This is a genomic window from Micromonospora chersina (genome assembly GCF_900091475.1).
In the GTDB taxonomy this organism is placed as follows: Bacteria; Actinomycetota; Actinomycetes; order Mycobacteriales; family Micromonosporaceae; genus Micromonospora; species Micromonospora chersina.
Genome location: NZ_FMIB01000002.1, coordinates 6354173 through 6375091 on the forward strand (window position 1 = coordinate 6354173; position 20919 = coordinate 6375091).

At 72.7% G+C, this 20919-nt stretch carries 21 protein-coding genes; 15 read left to right on the forward strand and 6 right to left on the reverse strand.

The genetic code is table 11. The features are described 5' to 3' along the window. Window positions 1-30: 30 nt before the first annotated feature. Both GA0070603_RS29615 and GA0070603_RS29620 read left to right on the forward strand, forming a co-directional pair. A complete protein-coding gene (locus GA0070603_RS29615; RefSeq protein ID WP_091320815.1) occupies window positions 31-675 on the forward strand; it encodes an HAD family hydrolase in 645 nt (214 codons plus the stop codon). A 161-nt stretch (window positions 676-836) separates the two neighbouring features. Then, window positions 837-1766: a serine protein kinase RIO gene (locus GA0070603_RS29620; RefSeq protein WP_091320817.1), complete on the forward strand. Its 930-nt coding sequence runs from the start codon at window positions 837-839 to the stop codon at window positions 1764-1766. A gap of 69 nt (window positions 1767-1835) precedes the next feature. Here the strand turns inward: GA0070603_RS29620 and GA0070603_RS29625 are convergent, their stop codons facing one another. Further along, window positions 1836-2084 (reverse strand): DUF2630 family protein, encoded by a 249-nt coding sequence (locus GA0070603_RS29625; protein ID WP_091322434.1) that lies wholly within the window; start codon window positions 2082-2084, stop codon window positions 1836-1838. 415 nt (window positions 2085-2499) lie between these two features. Between GA0070603_RS29625 and GA0070603_RS29630 the strand changes: the two genes are divergently transcribed. The 10 genes from GA0070603_RS29630 (at window position 2500) to GA0070603_RS29675 (ending at window position 14549) form a co-directional block, all read left to right on the forward strand. Continuing rightward, the gene (locus GA0070603_RS29630) at window positions 2500-3483 is read left to right on the forward strand and encodes an AraC-like ligand-binding domain-containing protein (RefSeq protein ID WP_091320819.1); all 984 of its coding nucleotides are present in this window, start codon (window positions 2500-2502) and stop codon (window positions 3481-3483) included. 202 nt (window positions 3484-3685) lie between these two features. Continuing rightward, window positions 3686-5020, forward strand: coding sequence for a cytochrome P450 (locus GA0070603_RS29635; protein WP_425270525.1), 1335 nt, complete (start codon window positions 3686-3688; stop codon window positions 5018-5020). Continuing rightward, window positions 5017-5922 (forward strand): terpene synthase family protein, encoded by a 906-nt coding sequence (locus tag GA0070603_RS29640; protein ID WP_091320823.1) that lies wholly within the window; start codon window positions 5017-5019, stop codon window positions 5920-5922. The genes GA0070603_RS29635 and GA0070603_RS29640 overlap by 4 nt, the downstream gene beginning before the upstream one ends. Then, entirely contained in the window at window positions 5919-7532 is a 1614-nt protein-coding gene (locus GA0070603_RS29645; protein WP_244282646.1) for a prenyltransferase/squalene oxidase repeat-containing protein, read from the forward strand. Before GA0070603_RS29640 ends, GA0070603_RS29645 begins: the two co-directional genes overlap by 4 nt. Before the next feature lie 136 nt (window positions 7533-7668). Beyond that, on the forward strand, window positions 7669-10140 hold the full coding sequence (locus GA0070603_RS29650; protein ID WP_091320825.1) for a sensor histidine kinase: 2472 nt from the start codon (window positions 7669-7671) through the stop codon (window positions 10138-10140). Between the two features lie 63 nt (window positions 10141-10203). Beyond that, window positions 10204-10629 (forward strand): roadblock/LC7 domain-containing protein, encoded by a 426-nt coding sequence (locus GA0070603_RS29655; protein ID WP_091320827.1) that lies wholly within the window; start codon window positions 10204-10206, stop codon window positions 10627-10629. After that, entirely contained in the window at window positions 10626-11015 is a 390-nt protein-coding gene (locus GA0070603_RS29660) for a DUF742 domain-containing protein (protein ID WP_091320829.1), read from the forward strand. Before GA0070603_RS29655 ends, GA0070603_RS29660 begins: the two co-directional genes overlap by 4 nt. Continuing rightward, window positions 10996-11604 carry a GTP-binding protein gene (locus tag GA0070603_RS29665; RefSeq protein ID WP_091320832.1) on the forward strand — a complete coding sequence of 203 codons (609 nt, stop codon included), beginning with the start codon at window positions 10996-10998 and terminating at the stop codon, window positions 11602-11604. The genes GA0070603_RS29660 and GA0070603_RS29665 overlap by 20 nt, the downstream gene beginning before the upstream one ends. Before the next feature lie 230 nt (window positions 11605-11834). Beyond that, window positions 11835-14015 (forward strand): RNA polymerase recycling motor ATPase HelR, encoded by a 2181-nt coding sequence (helR, locus tag GA0070603_RS29670; RefSeq protein WP_208862967.1) that lies wholly within the window; start codon window positions 11835-11837, stop codon window positions 14013-14015. Window positions 14016-14144: 129 nt separating this feature from the next. Then, window positions 14145-14549 carry an SRPBCC family protein gene (locus GA0070603_RS29675; protein ID WP_091320836.1) on the forward strand — a complete coding sequence of 135 codons (405 nt, stop codon included), beginning with the start codon at window positions 14145-14147 and terminating at the stop codon, window positions 14547-14549. Between the two features lie 35 nt (window positions 14550-14584). Here GA0070603_RS29675 and GA0070603_RS29680 read toward each other — a convergent pair whose 3' ends face one another. The 4 genes from GA0070603_RS29680 to GA0070603_RS32255 form a co-directional block, all read right to left on the reverse strand. Beyond that, entirely contained in the window at window positions 14585-15082 is a 498-nt protein-coding gene (locus GA0070603_RS29680) for a hypothetical protein (protein WP_091320839.1), read from the reverse strand. 181 nt (window positions 15083-15263) lie between these two features. Continuing rightward, entirely contained in the window at window positions 15264-15452 is a 189-nt protein-coding gene (locus GA0070603_RS29685; RefSeq protein ID WP_091320841.1) for a DUF397 domain-containing protein, read from the reverse strand. Then, entirely contained in the window at window positions 15443-16024 is a 582-nt protein-coding gene (locus GA0070603_RS29690; protein WP_244282647.1) for a DUF5753 domain-containing protein, read from the reverse strand. Before GA0070603_RS29690 ends, GA0070603_RS29685 begins: the two co-directional genes overlap by 10 nt. 6 nt (window positions 16025-16030) lie before the next feature. Further along, the gene (locus tag GA0070603_RS32255; protein ID WP_244282648.1) at window positions 16031-16210 is read right to left on the reverse strand and encodes a hypothetical protein; all 180 of its coding nucleotides are present in this window, start codon (window positions 16208-16210) and stop codon (window positions 16031-16033) included. Window positions 16211-16441: 231 nt separating this feature from the next. On the opposite strand from GA0070603_RS32255, the gene GA0070603_RS29695 reads away from it, so the two are divergent. Then, window positions 16442-16756, forward strand: coding sequence for a hypothetical protein (locus GA0070603_RS29695; RefSeq protein WP_091322443.1), 315 nt, complete (start codon window positions 16442-16444; stop codon window positions 16754-16756). Window positions 16757-16811: 55 nt separating this feature from the next. Here GA0070603_RS29695 and GA0070603_RS29700 read toward each other — a convergent pair whose 3' ends face one another. Further along, a complete protein-coding gene (locus GA0070603_RS29700; RefSeq protein WP_091320843.1) occupies window positions 16812-19667 on the reverse strand; it encodes an aconitate hydratase in 2856 nt (951 codons plus the stop codon). 154 nt (window positions 19668-19821) lie between these two features. Here GA0070603_RS29700 and GA0070603_RS29705 point away from each other — a divergent pair, with 154 nt between their 5' ends. Then, window positions 19822-20178 (forward strand): VOC family protein, encoded by a 357-nt coding sequence (locus tag GA0070603_RS29705; RefSeq protein WP_091320845.1) that lies wholly within the window; start codon window positions 19822-19824, stop codon window positions 20176-20178. Between the two features lie 23 nt (window positions 20179-20201). Next, window positions 20202-20858, forward strand: coding sequence for a DedA family protein (locus tag GA0070603_RS29710; protein WP_091320847.1), 657 nt, complete (start codon window positions 20202-20204; stop codon window positions 20856-20858). Window positions 20859-20919: the final 61 nt, after the last annotated feature.

Sequence of the window (20919 nt, forward strand, 5' to 3'; positions counted from 1 at the left end):
TGGCGCACCCTGGTCCCGTAGGGTTCCCGAGTGCCGTTGCTCCTGCTCGATCTGGACAACACCCTGCTCGACCGAGAGGGGCCGTTCCGCGCCTGGGGTGAGCGGTTCCTGGACAGCATCGGCGCCCCGCCCACCGACATCGACTGGTTGCTCTCCGTCGACGCCGACGGCCTCACCGACAGGTGGGACGTCGCGGACGCCGTCCGGGACCGGTACGGGCTGCGCATCCCCTCCATCGACCTCGTCGAGGAGCTGCACGACGGCGTGGTGGCGTTCACCCGGCTGGACCCGCTGGTGGCCTGCGCACTGCGGATCGCGGACGACGCCGGCTGGGTGCCGGTGGTGGTCACCAACGGCACGTCCCGCCAGCAGGACGCCAAGATCCGCCAGACCGGGCTGGACCGGTACGTCGCGGACTGGGTGATCTCCGAGGAGGCGGGGGTCAGCAAGCCCAACCCGCGGATCTTCGCGCTGGCCGCCCAGCGGGCCCGGATGCCCCTGCGCGGCGCCTGGGTGATCGGCGACAGCCCGGAGGCGGACATCGGCGGGGCGACCGCCGTCGGGCTGCCCAGCGTCTGGCTGCACCGCGGCCGCCGCTGGTCGGACACGCGGTTCGCGCCCACCCGCACCGCGGACGGGCTGATCGCCGCGGTGGCCGCCGTCCTGGCGGGCTGAGCGGTAATTCGGTTGACCCGTCCGGGGCCGCCCGTGACCATGGTGCGGCGCGAGGGCGCAGCCGGGCGGGTCCCGGTCGAGGAGAGGAGGTCGGTCATGGCCGTCTTTGCAGGGTCGTACCACCTGCCTCCACCAGCCTCGATCGAAGGACCGATCCACCCGTGCGCGATCACGACTTCCCGGCGCCGCAGCGCCGTGGCCGCGGCAAGAGCCGCTTCGACGACGACGAACCCCACTTCCTGAAGCGGGGCCGGCCCACCGAGCCGGCTCTCGCCGACCCCGATGCCGAGCCGGACGGGGAGGACCACTGGTCCTCCTGGGACCAGGCCGTGCACGGGCCTGAACCCCACCCGGACTGGCTGGTCACCGAGCTGGCCGCGAAGGACACCGAGCTGGGTGTGCTGAAGACCGGCAAGGAGGCGGACGTCCACCTGGTCCGCCGGGCCGTGCCGGACACCGGCCGCGGCTGCCTGCTGGCCGCCAAGCGGTACCGGGATCCCCAGCACCGCCTCTTCCACCGCGACGCCGGCTACCTGGAGGGGCGCCGCGTGCGCCGGTCCCGGGAGATGCGGGCGATGACCGGCCGGACCTCGTTCGGCCGGCAGATGATCGCCGGGCAGTGGGCGGCGGCCGAGTTCGCCGCGCTCGCCCGGCTCTGGGAGATCGGGGCCGCCTCCGGGCGGATCGCCGTGCCCTACCCGGTGCAGCTGCTCGGCACCGAGTTGATGCTGGAGTTCGTGGGGGACGCCGAGGCGGGCGAGGCCGCGCCCCGGCTGGCCCAGCTCCGGCCCGAGGGCGCCGACCTGCGCGATCTCTGGGAACAGCTGGTCGACGCCCTGGTGGTGCTGGCCCGCGCCGGGTACGCCCACGGCGACCTGTCGCCGTACAACCTGCTGGTCCACGCCGGGCGGCTGGTCATGATCGACCTGCCGCAGGTGGTCGACGTGGTGGCCAACCCGCAGGGCGGCGAGTTCCTGGCCCGGGACGTCCGGGTGGTCGGCACCTGGTTCACCGCCCGCGGCCTGCCCGCCGCGGACACCGACCCGGAGGCGCTGACCGAGATGCTGCTGCGGGAGGCGGGCCTCCGCTGAGCGCGCCGCGTCCCGGGCGGGTGGCCACCCGCCCGGGACGCCGGCACGGCGGTGGACCGCCGGCCCCGGTCACTGGAGGTAGCGCTCGACCTCGGTCACCGGGCGCTGGCCCTGGGCGTCCGGGTCGCCGTGCGCCTGGCGGGCCGCCCGGCGTCGGCGGAGCAGGTCCCAGCACTGGTCGAGGGACTCCTCCAGGGCCCGTAGCCGCTCCTTGGCCTCGTCGTCGGTGCCGGCCTCGTGCTCCTGCGCGGCCGCGCGCAGCCGGTGCTCCTCGTCGACGAGTTCGGAGATCCGGCTCAGGATGGTCTTGTCGTCCATGACCCGAAGCTTGGCACAGCGGACGCCGTCGCGCCGTCGTTCCGCCCCGAGGCCGGGTGCGAGTCGGCGCGTGCCCGGGGCCGCGCCCTCCGGCGCCGCCCGGCCGGTCACCCGCCGGACCCTCGGGTCCGCTGTGGATCGAACCCGGCCGGCTCCGGACCGGTCGTCCATCCCCACAGGAGCGTCTCCGTCGGCGCTGTCGACCTCCTCCGGGCGAGGTGACCACCGGCCGCCGGTCGTCCACCCGGCGATACAATTCCGGAGCCGTGAGTCCGCCTCACGTGTCTGGAGGGTGAACGGCATGCTGCTGTCCTGTGTGTGGCGTCGGTCCGGTCGCCCGGCGACCCGGCGGGCGCTCGATGTCCGGGACGCGCGCCGCACCATGCCGTGCGCGCCGACGATCGGCTGCTGAGCGGTGCTGCCGGTCCAGTTCTTCGACACCCGGGTGCTGCCACCGGCGGACCGGTACGACCTGTGGCTGGAGATCGTCGCGAGTTCGGCGCCCGCGCTCATCTCCAGCCCGCACGTGGCCCGGTTCGACGCTCACGCGCGCTCGATCGAACTCGGCGGCCTTCGCGTCACCGACTTCACGTATCCCCCGCTGACCATGACGCGGACGCCCAAGCTCATCCGCCAGGTCGATCCGGAGATGTATCAGCTGGCGCTGACCCGCCTCGGCAACGGCACGGTGAGCCAGCAGCGCCAGGACGCGCTGGTACGCCCCAGCGAGTTCACCCTCCTGGACAATTCGCGCCCGTTCGTGGCCCGCCACGACGCCCCGCCCGGTGAGCTGCTCAACACCGTGACGGTGAACATCCCGCACGCGGCGCTGCCCGTGCCACCCGCCAAGGTGGCCGCCCTGCTGGGCACGAGCATGTGCGGCTCGACCGGGGTGGGCGGGCTCCTGGCGCCGTTCCTCCGTCGGATCGCCGCCCACCCGGAGCAGTTCACCGACGCCGACGCGAGCCAACTCGGCAGCATCACCGTCGACCTCGTGTCGGCGATGCTGCTGCAGCAGATCGGTGCGGAGAGTGCCCTGCCGCCCGAGACGCGGCACCATGCGCTCCGGCGCCGCGTCGACACGTACATCGCCGACAACCTGCACGATCCGGCACTCGGCCCGCGAAGTATCGCCGCCGCGCACCACATCTCGCTGCGTACCCTTCACCGCCTGTTCGCCGGCGAGGACGCGACAGTGGCGGAGCTGGTCCGGCGACGCCGGTTGGAGCGGTGCCGGGGCGACCTGGCCGACCCTCGGATGCGGGCCCGTCCGGTCCAGGCGATCGGGGCGCGGTGGGGATTCCCGGACAAGGCCCACTTCAGCCGGCTGTTCCGGGCGGCGTACGGCCTGTCGCCGCAGGCGTACCGCGAGCAGAACGGCGACCGACCGTCGCCCTGACCAACCGATCGGTCCGTCCCACCACAGAGGAGCGTGACCCCGGTGGGGTGACGAAGTCGATCTGGAGTTGCTTCTCAACACGTGGAATGATCACGCCGGCGACTGTTGCCGAGCCCTCTTGAGCGCTGCGGCGCGCAGTTCGGTGTGCACGACGATCGAGGAGGCGCTCATGGCCGAGGTGAGTCCCGGCCGGGCCCGGCAGGTGCCCCTTCGCCACGCGCTGCCGCGTCTGGCCCGTGACCCCCTGGGCGCTCTGGTGCACTACGCGAACGAGGGCGACGGCGAGATCGTGCAGCTGAACCTCGGCACGTTCCGGCCGTACCTGGTCACCCACCCGGAGCACCTGCAGCAGATCCTCCGCGACCGCGTCACCTACATCCGCGACGGCAACAGCATGCTCTGGCGGTCCGTGCGACGAGCGGTGGGCGACGCGATCCTCGTCACCGAGGGAGCGCAGTGGGAGTCCAGCCGCGACACCCTGCAGCCGCTGTTCACCGCCAAGCGTGCCGAGACGCTTGTCGACCGGATGGCGGTGGCGATCGCCGAGGCCGTGGACGCGCTCGACGCGCCGGCCCGGGCCGGGGAGGCCGTCGACGCGATGACGCTGATGTCGCAGATCGTGTGCCAGGCCACCACCCGGGTGCTCTTCGGCCGGAAGATTCCGCTCGCCGACGCGCTGCAGATCTACGCGCACCTGGGCACGATCACCCGGACGATGGTCCCGAGGCTGCTCGCCCCGGGCATGCCCTACTGGGTCCCGCTGCCGGGCGACCGCGCGTTCCGGGCCGCCGTGCAGGGCATCGGCGCGCTGGTCCTGCCGATCATCCGCAAGGAGCGCGCCAACCCGGGCGACGGTGACGACATCATCGCGACGCTGTGCCGCCCGAGGGCCGACGGGTCGCAGGCCAGCGAGGAGTCGGTCCGCAGCGACCTGGTCGCCATGTTCTCCACGGCCACCGAGACCACGATCGGCGTCCTGTCCTGGCTGTTCCCGGTCCTGGAGAAGCATCCCGACGTGGCCGAACGGCTCTACGCCGAGGTCGACGGGGTCGTCGGCGTACGCGGGACGGTGCAGCGCACGCACATCCCGCAGCTGCGCTACACCCGGATGGTCCTGGACGAGATGCTGCGGCTCTGGCCCGCCGGCTGGACCATCCCGCGCACCGCGGTGGGGGAGCAGGTGCTGGGCGGTGTCCGGATCGAGTCCGGGGCGACCATTCTGGTCAGTCCCTTCGCGACGCAGCGGATGGGGGCGTTCTGGGAGCGTCCCGAGGTCTTCGACCCGCAACGGTTCGCCCCGGACAAGCCGAAGCGCCAGTACCGCTACAGCTACTTCCCGTTCGGGGGTGGCCCGCACCAGTGCATCGGCCAATACCTGTTCCTGCTCGAAGCGCCCATCATCATGGCCACGTTGCTGAGCCGGTTCCGCTTCCGGCTGGGCCAGCCGGCCGACCTCACGCCACGGATCGGCGCGTCGCTGCGGCCCCGGTCGAGCACGCTCACGCTGCTGCGCCGCGACAGCGTCCCGGCCTCGTGACACCCACCTCCCACGTCCGGTTCGGCGCAGGTGACCAGCTCGCCGTCGTGGAGCAGGCACGGATCTGCGCGTTGGCCGTCGCCGTCGAACGCGACCTGCACACGGTGGTGGCCGACCACCGGGACCTGTTCGCCGGCCGGCCCTTCGACCCGGCGCTCGTCAGCGGCATCGCGATGTCCGTGGCCTTCACCGCGCCGGAATACACCGCCGAGCAGCTCCGCGTGACGGCTCGTACCGTGCTGTGGGTGTTCGCGGCCGACTGGCAGATCGACTATCTGGCCCGGACAGCGGACGACGTGCGGGAGGTGACCGCCGCGTGCCTGGCGGCCGCCGACGCCGGTCCGTCGTCCGCGCGGCATCCGCTGGCCCGACTGCTGGGCGGCATCCGTGACGAGCTGTCCGCCGCCCCGGCGTTCGCCGTCGTGGAACCGGTGTGGCGGGACGAGGTCGGGCGCATGTTCGCGGCGATGTCGCGGGAGTGGCGGTGGAAGACGACGCGCGGCACCGGGCCGACCGGCCCCACGCTCGACGACTACCTGGACATCGCCGACAACACGGCGGCCGTGCTGGTCAGCGTGACGCACTGGGCCGCCGTCGGCGACCAGGACTGCCTGGACCACCTCGACGCGCTGCGGGTCACCGCCCGTGCGACGCAACGGGCGATCCGGCTGATCAACGACCTGGCCACCTACCGGCGCGATCTCCAGTGGGGCGACCTGAACGCGCTGATGCTCGCTGGTGCCACCGATGTCACGGCCCGACTCACCAGGATCGTCGAGGAGAGCCGCGAGCTGCTGCGGCCCCTGGAGCGGTCCTGCCCCCGGCAGGCCGCGTTCCTGAGCCGCCAGATCGCGTTCACCAGCGGGTTCTACCGGGTGTCGGACTTCTGGGGCAGCCTGTGAGCAGCGAGTTGGCCGCTCTCGCCGACGCCGTCGACATCGACGCCGCGGCGCGCGACCTGATCAGCGGCCTGGGTGAGCGGCCGTGGGGTCAGGTCGGCCCCTCGGTGTACGAGACGGCGCGGCTCGTCTCGCTGGCTCCGTGGCTCGCGGGGCACGCCGAACGCGTCGCGTTCCTGCTGCGCAGCCAGCGTGCGGACGGCGGGTGGGGCCCGCCGGACGGCTACGCGCTGGTCCCCACCCTGAGCGCGACCGAGGCGCTGCTCGCCGTCGTCCGGGCGGGTGGCTCCGGGGCGGCACCGGCCGCGGCGGCCGCCGGCGGCCTCCGCGCGCTCACCGGCTGGCTGCCGGCGGCGGATCTGCTGGTGCCGGACACGCCGGGAGTGGACGTCATCGTGCCGTCGCTGGTCGGGGCGATCAACGACCACCTGGCGGACACGGACGCCACGGCAGCGCCCGCGCTCGCCTCCTGGCGGGGGGTACGGCTCGACCTGCCGGCGGGCCTGACCGACGAGCGTCTCGTGCGCGTACGGCACGCCCTGGCCGCCGGGCGGGAACTGCCGGCCAAGCTGCTGCACTTCCTCGAGGCGTTGGGCCCGGGCGCCCGCCGCGCGGCGGGCATCCGCCCGGTCCTCCCCGGCACGGTGGGCGCGTCACCCGCGGCGACGGTCGCCTGGCTCGGTGGTCCACCGGCGGCCGGCGACCCCGCTGGGGCCCACCTGGAGAACGTGGCGCGTGGCGGACCCGTGCCCTGCCCGCTTCCGATCACCGTCTTCGAGCAGGCGTGGGTGGTGAGCGAACTGACCCGCGCGGGCGTGCGGTTCGTGGCGCCGGCCGCGATCCTGGAGTCCCTGACCGCCGCGCTCGGCCCGGTCGGCACTCCCACCGGGCCCGGTCTTCCCGCCGACGCCGACACGACAGCGGTGGCCCTGTACGCGCTCGGGACGCTCGGCCGGCCGGCGGACCCGCGAGGGCTGTGGACGTACGAGACGGCCGACGGCTTCTGTACGTGGCCGGGGGAGGACGGCTTCTCGGTCACCACCAACGCGCACGTCCTGGACGCCTTCGGCCACCACGTGCGCAGCACCCGGGCCGCCCCGCGCTACGTGGCGACGGTGGAGCGGCTCACAGCCGTCCTGCGGGAGCACCAACAACCCGACGGGCAGTGGCGCGACCGGTGGCACGCCTCGCCGTACTACGCCACCGCGAGCTGCGTGCGGGCCCTGCAAGACCACGGTCGGGGGACGTCGGCGGCCGGGGCGGTGGCGAAGGCCGTCGACTGGGTCCTGGACACCCAGCGACCCGACGGATCGTGGGGACGGTGGGACGGCACCGTCGAGGAGACGGCGTACGCGCTGCACACCCTCCTGGCCGCGCACCCGGACCCGCGGATCGACGCGGCGGTCCGGCGCGGCCACGCGTACCTGCGGAGCGCGGTCGGTCGCCGCCCCGACCCGCCCCTCTGGTACGGCAAGGAGCTCTACCACCCGGCGGCGGTCGTCCGCGCCGCGGTGATCGCCGCGTTCCGTCTCGCGCGGCACCGGCAGGACCGGGCGACGGCGGAAGGTGGAGCGATCATGCCAATACCCCCGCAACGGGCCGGGAAGCCGTGATCAGGGCCGCTTGAGGGACGTCTCGGACGCTGCTAGCGTGCCCCGCAGTCGCGTGACCCACACCCGCCATACCCACCGACCACAATTCGCCCGCCGCGCAAGGCCGATGCCGCCACAGCTGACTGGGGACCGTGTAATGCGTTCTCGCACCAATGTGCGTACCAAGGTCGTCGCGATGCTGGCGTCGCTGACCGCCCTGTGGGCGTTCGCGGCGTGGGTGACCCTCCGCGACGGTCTGAACCTCCTGTGGGCCAACACGCTGAACAGCACGGTCTACGAGCCGAGCGCCCCGCTGCTGACGGCGCTGCAGCAGGAGCGCCGACTGACCCTGGCCTACCTGGGCGGGCCGGGGGACAGTGCCGAGGTACGGACGGCGCTCGACACGCAACGCCGGGAGACCGAGCAGCTCGCGGCGACGTTCAAGGAGTCCTCGCAGAGCTGGCAGGCCGGGTTCGCCGGCAGCGACAAGTTGAGCCAACGACTCGACACGACCTACGCCACGTTGGACGGTCTCCGCGCCACCCGGGAATCGGTGGACGCTCGTACGACCGACCGGACCAGCGCCGGGCGCGAGTTCGGCAACGCGATCGACGCCATCTTCGACATCTACGCCGCCACGGCGAGTCTCGACGACAAGGAACTCGCCGGCTACGCGGCGGCGCTCATCCAGCTCAACCGGATGTCCGAGCTGATCTCCCAGGAGGACGCCCTGATGAGCGGCGTCCTCGCCAGCGGTCGCATCACCGAAGCCGAGCGGGCGGAGTTCACACGGCTGGTCGGCGCCCAGCGGTTCGCCGGGACGGACGCCTCGGGAAAGCTGTCGTCCGACGACCGTGGCCGCTACGACCGGCTGCTCGCCGGCGACGCCTTCACCCGCCTCCGGGCCGTCGAGGACCAGGTGGTCGCCCGCGCCGACGGTTCCACAAGGGTTCCGGTGGCCGCGGGGCAGTGGCGCGGCGCGGTGGACGGCGCCCGGTCGGAACTGCGGGACGTGGTCGACGCCGGTGGCGACGGGATCGTCAGCGGTGCCACCAGGGTGGCCGTCCTGGTCATCATCCGGCTGCTCCTGGCGGCGGGCCTGGGCACCGTGGCGGTTGTCGCGTCGATCGTCCTGGCGGTCACCACCGCCCGCGCGTTGGTGCGTGAGCTGGAGCGGCTGCGGAAGGCGGCCCACGAGCTCGCCGACGAGCGACTGCCCGGCGTGGTGCGGCGTCTCGGCCGTGGCGAGACCGTCGACGTCGCGACCGAGGCGCCACCGCTGGCCTTCGGCAGCGACGAGATCGGACAGGTCGGTGACGCCTTCAACCGCGTCCAGGAGACCGCCATCCGCACTGCCGTCGAGCAGGCCGAGCTGCGGCGCAACGTCCGCGAGGTCTTCCTCAGCCTGGCCCGGCGCACCCAGGCGCTGGTGCACCGCCAGCTCACCCTGCTCGACGCCATGGAACGCCGGGAGCACGACGCCGAGGAGCTGGAGGACCTGTTCCGCGTCGACCACCTGGCCACCCGGATGCGGCGCAACGCGGAGAACCTGATCGTCCTGTCCGGCTCGACGCCGGGCCGGGCCTGGCGGCGCAACGTGCCGATGGTCGACGTGGTGCGCGGCGCGGTCGCGGAGGTCGAGGACTACACCCGGGTGACCGTGCGGCCGCTCGGCCCGGTCTCGCTGACCGGCCGGGCCGTCGGCGACGTCATCCACCTGCTGGCCGAGCTGATCGAGAACGGCCTCTCCTTCTCGCCGCCGCACACCACTGTCGAGGTCCGCGGCCAGATGGTGGCCAACGGCTTCGCCATCGAGATCGAGGACCGCGGTCTCGGCATGGGCGCCGAGGAGTTGGCCGCCGCGAACCGGCGCATCGTGGACCGGTCCGAGCTGAACCTGGCCAACGCCGCCCGGCTCGGCCTCTTCGTGGTCAGCCGGCTCACCGAGCGGCACGGCGTGAAGGTCCAGCTCAAGGAATCGGCGTACGGCGGGACGACGGCGGTGGTGCTGATCCCGCTGGAACTGGTCACCCAGGACGGGCCGGACCCGAGCACCTCCGGCGGCTTCCCGGTCGGCACCGGGCAGCCCGCCCCGGCCACGCCCGCCCCCTCCCCATCGGAGGGCGCGGCGGTCCAGCCCGCCGGTGACCGGTCGGCCGCCCCGGTGGCGCTGGCCGAAGGCACCGGCGCGGTGGAGGCCGTCGAGGACGGCGCGGACGAGCCCGCCCCGGCGCCGGAGGGCGAACCGGCCGAGCCCCGGCGCACCCCGTCGGGGCTGCCCGCGCGTACCCGGAAGAGGCAGCCGGCGCCGGGGGAGGCCGCCGTGGGGCTGACGGTCGACGCCGCGCCCGCCGACGCGCGGCCGGCCGACGACGCGGCGCCGGCGCGGACCGACGGCGGTCTGCCGGTCCGGGTCCGTCAGGCGAGCCTGGCACCGGAACTGCGGCACGACACGTCCACTCCGGACGACGACGGGGAGGACGACGCGGTGCGCCCGCCGGAGCAGGTGCGCCGCATGATGAGCTCCTACCAGAGCGGCACCCGACGCGGCCGGACCGACGCGGCCCGGCTGCTCGGCGGGGCGCACGAGGCCGGCACGCCGGACACCGGCGACGGTCAGGCGACCTAGGGACCGCCGATCCGCGGTCCCGGACGAGCACGGCACACCAGCCGGGGGAGAAGAGGACGACGAGTGGCGCAGAAGACGGCTTCGAGCGCGGACCTGACGTGGTTGCTGGACGACCTGGTCGGCCGGGTCAAGCAGGCGGAACACGCCGTGGCGCTCTCCACCGACGGACTGCTGATGGCCTCGTCGCGCGGGTTGAGCCGGGACGACGGCGAGCACCTGGCGGCGATGGCGGCGGGCATCCAGAGCCTGGCGCGGGGCGCCGGTAAGCGGTTCGGCGGTGGTCAGGTGCAGCAGACCATCATCGAGATGCAGTCGTCGTTCCTGTTCGTGACCGCGGCCGGCCGCAACGCCTGCCTGGCCGTGCTGGCGTCCGAGGACGCCGACGTCGGCCTGATCGCCTACGAGATGGCCATGCTGGTCACCCGGGTCGGCCGGTTCGTCGCCTCACCGACACGGGAACAGCCCCTCGGCGAGAATCCGGCGCGATGAGTGGCCCGGGGGAGTCCGCGGAGCACGAGTGGGTGGACGACCACGCCGGTCCGGTGGTGCGCCCCTACGCGGTGACCGGCGGCCGGGCCCGCCCGGTGACCGGCACGTTCGACCTGATCTCCCTGGTCACGGCGACCCGGGCCGAGGTGGGGTCGGAGTCCGGGCTCGGCCCGGAGCACGTGGCGATCGTCGGCCTCTGCCAGCGGATCCAGTCCGTGGCCGAGATCGCCGCCCATCTCGACCTGCCGGTGGGCACCGTACGGGTCCTCCTGGGTGACCTGGCGGCCCGCAGCCTGGTGCAGGTCCGTGAGCCGCGCGCTACCCCCGCCGGCCTTCCCGACGACAGTGTTTTCGAGGCGGTTATCAATGGACTACGGGCGCTCTGAGCGGCCGGCGGGAGCGGCGCCGCTGCCCACCGCGATCAAGATCCTGATCGCCGGCGGTTTCGGCGTCGGCAAGACCACCCTGGTCGGCGCGGTCAGCGAGACCAAACCGCTGCGGACGGAGGAGGTGCTGACCGAGACCGGGATCGGCATCGACGACCTGTCCGGGGTGGAGGAGAAGACGACCACCACCGTGGCCATGGACTTCGGCCGGATCACCCTCAGCGACGACCTCGTGCTCTACCTGTTCGGCACCCCCGGGCAGGACCGGTTCTGGTTCGTCTGGGACGAGTTGGCGCTGGGCGCGATCGGGGCGGTGGTGCTGGCCGACACGCGGCGGCTGGCCGACTGCTTCCCCTCGATCGACTACTTCGAGGGGCGGGGCACGCCCTTCGTGGTGGCGGTGAACTGCTTCGAGGGCGCCAAGCAGTACCGGCTGGACGAGGTGCAGGGAGCGCTCGACCTGGACCCGGAGGTGCCGGTGGTGCTCTGTGACGCGCGGAAGCGGGAGTCGGTCAAGGAAGTGCTGATCACGCTGCTGGAGTACGCCATGAAGCTGCGCGAGGAGCGCCGGCGCGCCGTCACCGACTGACGTCACAGGAGTGCGGCGGGAGCTGTCTGATTCGCTTGCGGATCGACAGCTCCCGCAGTCGTTCCGGGCGACTGCCCGACGCCTGACTGATGTCGATCACATCCTGAAGGAAGGCATGAACCCCTCCACTTTCAAGGTATACCGCAAGGGGGGTCTTGCGGCAAGACCCGGTTCGTGACGCAGAATCGCTGGCCGAGGCCAGTGCCCGCGCACATCGGGGGAGTCGCGACGTGCGACTTCAGATCGGATTTGATGAATTGAATTCTCAGACCACCAGCGCGTTCGACCTTCCCGACCACCTGTCCGCCAAGGCCGACCCGACCCTGATCGCCGGCGACGAGCAGCACTTCGCGGCCATCGCGGAAACCCTGGAGCAGTTGCGCGCCGACCTGTCCGACCGCCTCGACGCCGAGCGCCGGGCGCCGGGCGGCATCGGCCGCCGGGCGTCGGACCGGGACATGGAGATCCGCCGACTGACCGGTCGCCTGCGCGCCCTGCGCCGCTTCGGCGTGGACCTGTGCCTCGGGCGCATGGTCGGTGCCGACAACCCCGAGCCCGTGTACGTCGGCCGGCACGGCCTCACCGACAGCGAGGGTCGCCGGCTGCTGGTCGACTGGCGTTCCCCCGCGGCCGAGCCGTTCTTCGGCGCGACCCACGCCAATCCCATGGGTCTGGCCAGCCGACGCCGGTACCGCTGGACCCGCGGCCGCGTCATCGACTACTGGGACGAGGTGTTCACCCCGGACGGCCTGGAGGGGCACGCCGCGCTCGACGACCAGTCCGCCTTCATCGCCAGCCTGGGCGGCAGCCGGTCGCACCGGATGCGGGACGTGCTCGGCACCATCCAGGCCGACCAGGACGCCATCATCCGGGCCGGCTCCCGTGGCGCTCTCGTGGTCGACGGCGGCCCGGGCACCGGCAAGACCGTCGTCGCCCTGCACCGCACCGCGTACCTGCTCTACTCCGACCCGCGCCTCGGTCACCGCCAGGGCGGTGTGCTGTTCGTCGGCCCGCACCAGCCCTACCTGGCCTACGTCGCCGACGTCCTGCCCAGCCTCGGCGAGGAGGAGGTGCAGACCTGCACCCTGCGGGATCTCGTCCCCGAGGGCGCCGCGGCGGGCGTCGAGACGGACCCGGAGGTGGCGCGCCTGAAGTCGTCCGCGGACCTGGTGGGGGCCATCGAGGCGGCCGTCCGGTTCTACGAGGAGCCGCCGGCCGAGGGGATGACCGTCACGGCCGGCGACACCGACATCCGGCTGAGCGCCGACGACTGGGCCGAGGCGTTCGCGGCACCCGGACCCGGCACCCCGCACAACGAGGCGCGCGACGAGATCTGGGCGGAACTGGTCACGATCCTGCTGGAGCGGTACGACGGCGACGAGCCCGAGGACCTGGTCCGCCGGTCGCTGGAGCAGAACCGGGAACTGCGGACGACCCTGCACCGCGCCTGGCCGCTGCTCGAAGCGACCGACGTGGTCGCGGACCTGTGGTCGGTCCCCGCGTACCTGCGCCGGTGCGCTCCCTGGCTCGGCCCCGACGAGATCCGGACGCTCCAGCGCGACGACCCGCGGGCCTGGACCGTGGCCGACCTGCCGCTGCTGGACGCGGCACGGCAGCGGCTCGGCGACCCGGAGACGTCACGGCGCAACCGCCGGCACGACGCCATCGTCGCCGCCGAACGGGCGCGGATGGCCACGGTCGTCGACGACCTCATCGCGGCCGACGTCTACGACGACGGTGAGGGCCTGCTGACCATGCTGCGCCAGCAGGACCTGCGGGACGTCCTGGTCGACGAGGCCGCACTGCCCAGCGCCGACCCGGACCAGCTCGCGGGCCCGTTCGCGCACATCGTCGTGGACGAGGCCCAGGAACTGACCGACGCGGAGTGGCAGATGCTGCTGCTCCGCTGCCCGTCCCGGAGCTTCACCATCGTCGGTGACCGCGCCCAGGCCCGGCACGGCTTCACGGAGTCGTGGCGGGAACGGCTGGAGCGGATCGGGCTCGACCGGATCGACCTGGCCTCCCTGACCGTCAACTACCGGACGCCGAAGGAGGTCATGGCGGAAGCCGAGCCGGTCATCCGGGCCGTGCTCCCGGACGCCAACGTGCCGACGTCCATCCGCGGCGGCGGCGTCCCCGTCGTACACGGGTCGGCCTCCGAACTGGGTTCGATCCTCGACACCTGGCTCGCCGCGCACGCCGAGGGGACGGCCTGTGTCATCGGTGACAGCACGTTCCCGGCGACGTCCCGGGTCCGGTCGCTGACCCCGGAACTGGCCAAGGGTCTCGAATTCGACCTGGTCGTCCTCGTCGACCCGGAGGCGTTCGGCACCGGCATCGAGGGCGCGGTCGACCGCTACGTCGCCATGACCCGCGCGACCCGGCAGCTCGTCATCCTCACGAGCGCCTGACGGCGCGGCCGTCCGATCGGGAGAGACGCGGGGCCCCCGGGCATCCTGCCGGGGGCCTCCGGGATCTGGGTCAACCGCCCGCGCCGCCGACCGGCCCCGGCGGCGACCCCACACTGCCATGATGAGGCGATGTCCACGGAATCGCGGCACCTGAGCGTGCACATCGACCGGCCGGTCGCCGAGGTCTACGCATTCGTCTCCGACCCCCGCAACCTGCCCCGCTGGGCGCCCGGCCTCGGCAGCTCGGTGGTGCGCGAGGACGGCGAGTGGTTCGTCGAGACACCCGAGGGCCGGGCGCGCGTCACCTTCGCCCCGCGCAACGAGTACGGCGTGCTCGACCACGAGGTGGTGACGCCGTCCGGCCAGACGGTGTACGTGCCGCTGCGGGTCATCGCGGACGGCGACGGCTGCGAGGTGGTCTTCACGGTGCGCCGCGCGCCGGGGATGACCGACGCCGAGTTCGACCGGGACGCCGGGCTCGTGAGTGCGGACCTCGCCCTCCTCAGAAAGGTGCTGGAAACCTCGTCCACCTGAGGGGGCCGCTGGTCCGGACGCGCCAGCACCCGTCGTCAGGTGTCCCACACCGCCTCCGGCTCGGACCGGCCGTGCTCCGGATACGGGCGAGGCGTCCGGAGTTGGCGAAGCGCCAGAACGGCGACGACGATCGAGAGCACGTACAGCACGAACGGAAAGCCCACGAGGACCACCAGCGGCGGGTCCCAGGCCGACGTCTCCGCCTGCACCAGCAGCACGCCACAGGCGGCGGCGCTGACCGCGTTGACCGCGACGTAGAACCGAGCCAGCCCCCGCCCCAGCCGGTACGCCCAGCCGCGGTCGCGGCGGATCCCCACGCAGGCGACCCCCGTCGCGATGGCGCACAGGAACGACGCGACGATGTCGCCGTACCAGATCGGCGTGTCGACGTTGGCGTCGCTGATGAGCATGTGGGCGGGCCCGAGGAGCGGCGCGACGATCAACAGTGTGAGCAGCCACAGGCCGCCGCGAAGCAGCACCGATCCGATCAGACCGGTCAGCAACCAGGCGCCGGCCCACATGTTGTTGAACATGTTCAAATTGTGCCCCGCCCGGGGCCGGTTTGTCAGGCCCGAGCGCCCAGGATCGCGCCCGGATCTCGCCGGCTTCGCTTCCGCCGCCCGCCCTGCCCGAATGGCCCCAGAAGCGGGCTGTCCACACCGGAGACACGCCGAAGGCCCCCGGCGCGTCGCCGAGGGCCTTCAGGGGTACGGGTCAGCCGCGCTTGGCCATCCTCACGAAGCGCGTCCAAGCGGCCGGGTCGAAGGTGAGCACCGGGCCGGCCGGGTCCTTCGAGTCACGTACGGCGACGACGCCCGCGAGGTTGTCCGCGACCTCGACGCAGTTGCCGCCGTTGCCGCCGCTCCTGGTGCTCTTGCGCCACCGGGCGCCGATCAGGTCCATGCTGTAGCCGCTTCTTTCAGGAGGTCCAGGGACCGCCCGCGGGGAAGAGCCTCGCCCCGGATGCGTTCCCACCGGCGCTCCAGCGTAGCAATCTCCGAAGCCTGGTCGATGATCTGCGCTCGCGCCTGGCTGTCGACGTGTGCCACCCGGGAACCGTCTCGGAGTTCCGCGAGGGTGAAGGGCCCGTCCAGCCCGGGATACGTCGACGTGTCGCGCGGCACGACGTGGAACTGGACGCTGGGCAGGTCGGCGCAGGCCACCAGATGAGACAGTTGCGCGGCCATGAGCTGCCGATCGCCGGCGGCCGGACGGCGGAGGACCTGCTCGTCGACCACCGCGACGAACAGCGGCCCTCGCTCCCGGGTCAGGATCGCCTGCCGGTCCAGCCGCGCCCCGACCAGGTCGGCGACCTCGGCCGGCGTGAAGGGCTGGCCAATGAACGTGGCGCGGGCATACGCCTCGGTCTGGAGCAGCCCCGGCACCCACGCCAGTTCGAACGAGCGCAGCGCGACCGCCTCGCGTTCGATGTCGACCCACGGCCGGAACCACACGGGCTCGCGGCGCCTGACCACGTCCGGTCAGAGTGCGTCGACAGGCCGGCCGAGCATGTTTGCGACGGTGGCGCGGTGCCGGCTCTGCGGGATGTGCCCGGGGTTTGCCCACCGGGCGACGGTCTTCGGATGCACGCCGAGGTGACCCGCCAGGCTTTCGGCCGTGTGGCCCGCCTCGGCCAGCGCGGCAACGAAGGCATGGTTCATCCCTGTTCCTTTCAGGAACAAAACAACCGTCCGAAGGAGATTAGACAACGCTGTGTGATTGTCCGGCAACCCTCGGAAAGCTGCTGTGCAGGACGACGCCGAGGAGGGATGACGATGCCCGAGGAGAAGCCGAAGCCGGCAGCGGAGCCGAAGAAGGACCGGCCGCCGGCCCGCCCGGTCGTGCCGGGACCGATCGGGCCGCTCGTTCCTCCGTACCGTGGGCCCGGCCGGGTGACGAACGTCGTGCCCGCGACGCGCTGGCGAGCCCGGTGCGGCCCGCGCGTCGCGCACACCGCCCGGGGCCCGTCCTGGACGTGCGACGCCTGCGGTCGGGACTGGCCCTGCCCGGCGCTGCGCGCGACCCCGACGGACGCGGCCCGGCGCGCGACCCTGATCCCCGAGTACTCCCGGATCACCCGCCAGGCGATCCGCGACCTCCGCGGTCGGCCCGAGGGGCCGGACCCGGTGGCCATCGTGCGGCGCTTCCTCTGGTTCCTGCCGCTCACCGACGAGGAGGCCCGCGCGGTCGCCCTGAGGCTGCGGTAAACGCCGGAGGGCCCCTCCCGCGCTCGCGGTAAGGGGCCCTCCGTCGGGTACGACGTCAGCTGGCGATCATGCGACGCAGCACGTACTGCAGGATGCCGCCGTGCCGGTAGTAGTCCGCCTCACCGGGGGTGTCGATGCGGACCACGGCGTCGAACTCCACGCCGGTGTCGGTGGTGACCTTCACGGTGCGCGGGGTGTCGCCGTCGTTGAGCGCGGTGACGCCGCTGATCGAGAAGGTCTCCGTGCCGGTCAGGCCCAGCGACTCGGCGGTGGTGTCGACCGGGAACTGCAGCGGCAGGACGCCCATGCCGATGAGGTTCGAGCGGTGGATCCGCTCGTACGACTCGGCGATGACCGCCTTCACCCCGAGGAGCATGGTGCCCTTGGCCGCCCAGTCGCGGGACGAGCCGGAGCCGTACTCCTTGCCGGCCAGGATGACCAGCGGGACGCCCGCCTCCTGGTACGCCATCGAGGCGTCGTAGATCGAGGTCTGCTCGCCGGTCAGGTGGTTGACCGTGAAGCCGCCCTCGACACCCGGGACGAGCTGGTTGCGCAGCCGGATGTTGGCGAAGGTGCCCCGGATCATCACCTCGTGGTTGCCCCGGCGGGAGCCGTACGAGTTGAACTCGTGCCGCGCCACGCCGTGCTCGGCGAGGTACTTGCCGGCGGGGGAGTCCGCCTTGATCGAGCCGGCCGGGGAGATGTGGTCGGTGGTCACCGAGTCGCCCAGCTTGGCCAGCACCCGCGCGCCGGCGATGTCCTGCACCGGCTTCGGGTCGCGCTCCATGCCCTCGAAGTACGGGGGCTTGCGCACGTAGGTCGACTCGCCGGCCCAGGCGAAGGTGTCGCCGGTCGGGGTCGGCAGCGACTGCCAGCGCTCGTCACCGGCGAACACGTCCGCGTACGCGGAGCTGAAGCCCGTGGCGCCGATCGCGGAGGCGATGACGTCCTGGATCTCGGCGCTGTTCGGCCAGATCTCCCGAAGGAACACCGGGTTGCCCTCGGAGTCCTCGCCGATCGGCTCGTTGGCCAGGTCGATGTCCATGGTGCCGGCGAGCGCGTACGCGACCACCAGCGGCGGGGACGCCAGGTAGTTCATCTTGACGTCCGGGTTGATCCGGCCCTCGAAGTTGCGGTTGCCGGACAGCACCGAGACGACCGCCAGGTCGCCGTCGTTGACCGCGGCGGAGACCTCCTCCGGCAGCGGGCCGGAGTTGCCGATGCAGGTGGTGCAGCCGTAGCCGACCAGGTTGAAGCCGAGCTTCTCCAGGTAGGGCGTGAGGCCGGCGCGGTCGTAGTAGTCCATGACGACCTTGGAGCCCGGGGCCAGGGTGGTCTTCACCCACGGCTTGCGGGCGAGGCCCTTGTCCACGGCGTTCCGGGCCAGCAGCGCGGCACCGATCATGACCTGCGGGTTCGAGGTGTTGGTGCAGGAGGTGATCGCGGCGATCACCACGGCGCCGTGGTCCAGCTCGTACTCGACGCCGTCCGCGCCGGTGACCCGCACCGGGTTGCTGGCGCGCCCGCCGGCACCGACCGCGGCGGTCTCCAGGTCCCGCGGCGCGTCGGCCGGGTCGTTGACGCCGTTGGCGGGCGAGTCGCTGGCCGGGAAGGACTCGGCGCTGGCCTCGTCGGCCGGGCCGTCGGCGCCGAACGGCTTCTCCAGCTGCGGCACGCCGGGCTTGCGGCTGGTGTCGCCGCCGGTCTCGTCGGCGGCCACGTAGTCGGCGAGCGCCGAGCGGAACAGCGTCTTGGCGGAGCCCAGCGGCACCCGGTCCTGCGGGCGCTTCGGGCCGGCCAGCGACGGCTCGATGGTGCTGAGGTCCAGCTCCAGCCGCTCCGAGTACTCCGGCTCACGCTCCGGGTCGTGCCAGAGGCCCTGCTCCTTGGCGTACGCCTCGACAAGCGCGACCTGCTGCGGGTCGCGGCCGGTCAGCTCCAGGTAGCGGACGGTCTCGGCGTCGATCGGGAAGATCGCGACGGTGGAGCCGTACTCCGGGGACATGTTGCCGATGGTGGCCCGGTTGGCCAGCGGCACCGCGCTCACGCCCGGGCCGTAGAACTCGACGAACTTGCCGACCACGCCGTGCTTGCGCAGCATCTCGGTGATGGTGAGGACCAGGTCGGTGGCGGTGGTGCCGGCCGGCATCTCGCCGGAGAGCTTGAAGCCGACGACCCGTGGGATCAGCATGCTGACCGGCTGGCCGAGCATCGCGGCCTCGGCCTCGATGCCGCCGACGCCCCAGCCCAGCACGCCCAGGCCGTTGACCATGGTGGTGTGCGAGTCGGTGCCGACCACGGTGTCCGGGTACGCCTGGCCGTTGCGCTCCATGACCGTGCGGGCCAGGTACTCGATGTTGACCTGGTGCACGATGCCGGTGCCCGGCGGGACGACCTTGAACTCGTTGAACGCGGTCTGGCCCCAGCGCAGGAACTGGTAGCGCTCCTTGTTGCGCTCGTACTCCAGCTCGACGTTGCGCTCGAAGGCGTCCTCGCGGCCGAACAGGTCGGCGATGACCGAGTGGTCGATGACCAGCTCGGCCGGGGCGAGCGGGTTCACCTTGGTGGCGTCGCCGCCGAGGTCGCGGACGGCCTCGCGCATGGTGGCCAGGTCGACGACGCAGGGCACGCCGGTGAAGTCCTGCATCAGCACCCGGGCCGGGGTGAACTGGATCTCCACGCTCGGGTCGGCGGTGGGGTCCCACGCGCCGAGCTGCTGGATGTGGTCGGCGGTGATGTTCGCGCCGTCCTCGGTCCGCAGCAGGTTCTCCAGCAGGATCTTCAAGCTGTAGGGCAGCCGGTCGTGGCCCTCCACCTTGTCGATCCTGAAAATCTCGTAGCTCGCGTCTCCGACGCGTAGCTGGGTCTTCGCACCGAAGGTGTCGAGGCTCGCCACGTCGTACTCCTTCACACCAGCGACCTGAGTAGTCCTGAGCAGTTTGTCGCACCGGCCCGGGCGCCGCCGTGGTTAGGCAACACTTACCCGCGCCGTCTCAACAAAACCGTACGTCCGTCTTGCTATTCGCGCAACCTCGTGCCAGGGTTCGGGACGAGGAGGTGCCACCATGATCCATCACGTCCTGCTCGCCTGCCCGCGCGGCTCCGAGGAAACCTCCCGGGCGTTCTACGCCGGCCTGCTCGGCCTGGTCGAGAAGCCCAAACCGCCGGCCCTCGCCGCCCGCGGTGGTTGCTGGTTCAGCGGGTACGGCGCCGAACTGCACCTCGGCGTCGAGGACGACTTCCGCCCCGCCCGCAAGGCGCACCCCGCCCTGCTCCGCCCCGACCTGGACCGGCTCGCCGCCCGACTCGACGCCGCCGGGCACCCCGTGACCTGGGGCGACGACGAGATTCCCGGCATGCGCCGGTTCCACACGTACGACCCGCACGGCAACCGCCTGGAGTTCCTCGCCCCCGTGGACTGAGCCTGCGCGGGTAGGGTTCGGGGGTGGTCGACGTGCAGCACTGGCTCTCCGCGCTGCCCCCGGGCGTGCTCTACCTGATCGTCGCCGGGGTCATCGGCGTGGAGAGCATGGGCATCCCGCTCCCCGGCGAGATCGTGCTGGTCAGCTCCGCCCTGCTCGCCGCCACCGGGGTGGTCGAGCCCGAGTGGGTGGCCACCGCGGCCGCCGCCGGCGCGATCATCGGCGACTCCGTCGGCTACGCCGTCGGCCGGCGCGGCGGGCGGCCGCTGCTCCAACGGCTGGGCCGGCGCTTCCCCAAGCACCTCGGCCCGGCGCAACTCGCCCGCGCCGAACAGAGCTTCGCCCGGCACGGAGTCTGGGCGGTCTTCTTCGGGCGGTTCGTCGCCCTGCTCCGCATCCTCGCCGGCCCCCTCGCCGGGGCGCTGCACGTGCCGTACCGCCGGTTCCTGGTCGCCAACGCGGCCGGCGGCCTGGTCTGGGCCTTCGGCACCACCTACCTGCTCTTCTCCGTGGGCCGCGCGGCCGAGCACTGGCTCAAGGACATCTCCTGGGCCGGGCTGGCCCTCGCGGTCCTCGCCGGCCTGGCCAGCACCTGGTGGCTGCGCCGGCGCGCCCGGCACTTGGAGTCGGCCGACGTGGCCGACGAGGCCGCCGAGCGCGTGCCGGCCGGCGACCGCTAGACCGGGACGCCGAAAGGGCCCGACCCCCGTGGGGGTCGGGCCCTTTGGCGTGTTGCTCGGA